Annotated in this window: 2 protein-coding genes; both read right to left on the reverse strand. The window is 57.0% G+C overall.

Going from position 1 to position 3,319, the window contains the following annotated elements:
- Positions 1 to 198: 198 nt before the first annotated feature.
- A complete protein-coding gene (locus AC3WOS_RS28375; RefSeq protein ID WP_492720659.1) occupies positions 199 to 1,392 on the reverse strand; it encodes a sensor histidine kinase in 1,194 nt (397 codons plus the stop codon).
- 138 nt (positions 1,393 to 1,530) lie between these two features.
- The gene (locus AC3WOS_RS28380) at positions 1,531 to 2,901 is read right to left on the reverse strand and encodes a sodium-dependent transporter (RefSeq protein WP_492720660.1); all 1,371 of its coding nucleotides are present in this window, start codon (positions 2,899 to 2,901) and stop codon (positions 1,531 to 1,533) included.
- Between the last annotated feature and the right edge of the window lie 418 nt (positions 2,902 to 3,319).

The following is a 3,319-nucleotide window of genomic DNA, read 5'->3' on the forward strand; positions in this document are numbered from 1 at the left end:
CAGGACCGTGAAACAACTCTGCGCCGATGATAGTGCTGCAACCAGTGTGAAAGTAGGTTATCGTCAGGCTAGTTATACTAAAAAACCCCCGTCAGCCTGAACGCGCTCAAGATCGCGCTCAGTGCAGTCGGGGGTTTTTTTTCGTCCCGGCATTCGGCGTGAGACGATATTCCCCGACTGTTTATCGCGAGATTGTTTTCAGCAACCAGGCTGTTTGGTTGGCGCCAGCATCGGTAATTTGAGCGTGAACCTGGTGCCGCGGCCCGGCTCACTGCTCACCTCGATGGTTCCGCCCAGGATTTCCGTCACGATGTTGTGGACGATGTTCAGCCCCAGGCCGGAGCCGCCTATGCCTAGCTTGGTCGTGAAGAACGGGTCAAAAATGCGATGCAAATCGGCCGGTTTAATACCGACGCCCTGGTCCTCGACCGTCAGCGTTACCCATCCGAATGACGACAGTCTGGCGCTCACGGTGATCGCGCCTTCACTGCAGCCATCGTAGCCATGCAGGATCGCATTGTTAATCAGGTTGTTGACCACCTGGCCCAACGGCCCGGGGTAGCTGTCCATCATCAAGGATTCCGCAATGTCTTGCTGAATAAGGAATGGCGTGCGCTTGATTGTCGGTTGCAGCGTCAAGATATTGCCAGCGACTACTTCGGCCAGCAAGAAGCTGCGCCGCTGGGAGCTGGTCTGGTCGACGGCGACCTGCTTGAAATTGGTAACGATATCGGCCGCGCGATGCAGGTTGCGGGACAGGATGTCGACGGTAAGACGCGCATTTTCGATGTAGCTCTCGAACTCGGAGCGTTTTAGGCTGCCGTTTTCGGCCAACCCGTGCGTGATTTCGCCGGTTTGGATTTCAAATGTACTGGCCGCCATCAGGCTGTTGCCAATGGGCGTATTCAGCTCATGTGCGATGCCGGCCACCATGGCGCCCAGCCCGGCCAGCTTTTCATTGCGCACGAGATCTTCCCTCGCCTTGGCCAGGGTCGCAATCATATCCTGCAATTCCCGGTTGGCTTTGCGCAGGGCCAGATGCGTGTTGATGCGGGCAAGGACTTCTTCGATCTGGAATGGCTTGGTGATGTAGTCGACACCGCCGGCGTCAAATCCCGTCACTTTTTGTTTGGGATCGGTCAGGCCGGTCATGAAAATGACGGGGATGTCCTTGGTGGCCTTGCCAGCCTTCAGGCGCCGGCAAGCTTCGAAGCCATCTATGCCGGGCATCACTACATCGAGCAGGATAAGGTCGGGCTCGGCAAACTCCGCGCGCATCAAGCCTTCGGTGGCCGTTTGGGCCAGCACGACCAGGAAGCCATGCCGTTCGAGCCGGTCCAGCAGCGCACCTAAGTAGGACAATGAGTCGTCGACAATCAGAATTGTCGGCATGGGGACTTGGGGGAAAGCACTTTGGTCCATCGAGCGCCCTGAGGAAAGTCGAATCGTCCCAAGTATAGGCATAGTGCGTTCCGGATTGTAAAAAAACACGCCTCCGGAAGCGGCTTTCGTTGGCTTTTCTTCCTTTTCTTAAAGTAGGTTCAACCCTTTGAGCATGACCAGCAGGGTCAGCACCGGAGAGACATAGCGGAGCAGGAAAAACGCCGCGCGCGTGACGGTTGGATTCGCCAGCGTCCCCTGGTTGGACAGCACAGCGGTGAATTTTTCCTTGCCCCAGACCCAGCCGACGAACACGGCAAGCAAGATCCCGCCGGCCGGCAGGATGACGTTCGACGAGATGAAGTCGTAAAGGTCGAACATGTTCAGGCCGAACAGTTTGAAGTTGGCCAGCAGGTTATTCGTCAGCGCACAGGTGGAGCCAAGCACGGCCAGGCTGAGGATGGTGAGCAGGGTGGCGCGACGGCGGGGAATGTTCAGGCGTTCGTGGAGGATGACGACAGGTACTTCGGTGAGCGACAGCATGGCGCCAGTGGCGGCGATGGCGGCCAGTACAAAGAAGGCGATCATCAGCAACTGTCCCATCGGGATCTGGGAGAACACGGCAGGGATCGTGATGAATACAAGTGCCGGGCCGGCTGCAGGGGCGAAGCCGAAAGTGAAGACGGCAGGGAAGATGGCCATACCCGCCAGCATGGACACGCACAGGTCGGCGGCCATGACACGCACGGTCGTCATCGGGATGTTCTGATCGTCGCGGAAGTAGCTGCCATAAGTCAGCATCGCGCCCATGCCGAGCGACAGCTTGAAGAAGGCCAGGCCCATGGCCGTCAGGATGGCGGATGCGGTGATCTTGCTGAAGTCCGGCGTAAACAGGAAGGCCAGTCCTTCGCTGGCCTTGTCCAGGGACAGGCTGACCGCGCACAGTATCAACAACAGCAGGAACAGCAGCGGCATCAGCTTCTTGGCCAGCGCTTCGATCCCCTTGGTAACGCCCATCAGCAAAATGCCGCCGATGAAGATCAGTACGCCCCATTGCCATAGCAGCGACTGCCATGGGTCGCCGATCAGCTTATTAAACGCCGCCTCGGTCACGTGACGGTCGCTGCTCAGTATGGAGCCGCCGATCGCCTTGAATACATAGGCAAACACCCAGGCGACCACTTCCGAATAGAACGACAGGATCAAAAAGGCGGCGAGCATGCCGGCCGCGCCGATCAGCCACCAGGGCTGGCCCTTGGGCGCCAGTTTTTGAAGAGCTGTAATGGGATTGGACCTGGCTTGGCGCCCGACCGCGAGTTCGGCCATCATGACCGGCAAGCCGATCACCAGCGTGGCCAGCAGATAGATCAGCAGGAAGCCGGCTCCGCCGTTGGCCCCGGTCAGGTAAGGGAACTTCCAGATATTGCCCAGGCCGACTGCCGAACCCAGAGTGGCGGCGAGAACGCCGAAGCTGGAGCTGAATGTGCCGCGCTTGGCGGTGTTGACGTTGGCATTTTCCATGGCCATGTTCCTTGTTCTGCTTGCCATGTACGGCAAAAGGGCGGGATTGTAGCAGTTGTGCACTGCAAAAAATGCCTTGCCAGATCATGCTGGCGTTTGCTATAGTTCGGCTCCTCGCGAAACGGTGCATGCAAATGCAAATGCAGAGTAAGCGAGGCAGGTCGGAAACGATCTGGTAGTAAAAAGAAGGGGTTGACGAAACGATGTAAACGGTTCATACTCTTTCTTCTTCGCGGCTGACAAACAAAACGCTTTGTCAACAACGCCGCAAGCAGTACCGAATAAGTTCTTTAACAATTCACAGTCGATAAGTGTGGACGTTTGATGGAAGTGCACACGGGGCTAGTCTCCGTGATACTTAAAATATCAAATGTTCACAAGAAGTAATGAAATAGGACGCTTCGCAAGAAGTGGCCTG

This window comes from Rugamonas sp. FW305-51, from assembly GCF_058786935.1.

Bases quoted from the DNA above. Each gene is read 5' to 3' on its own strand.
- AC3WOS_RS28375 (WP_492720659.1), bottom strand. From the start codon at position 1,392: ATGCCGACAATTCTGATTGTCGACGACTCATTGTCCTACTTAGGTGCG.
- AC3WOS_RS28380 (WP_492720660.1), bottom strand. From the start codon at position 2,901: ATGGAAAATGCCAACGTCAACACCGCCAAGCGCGGCACATTCAGCTCC.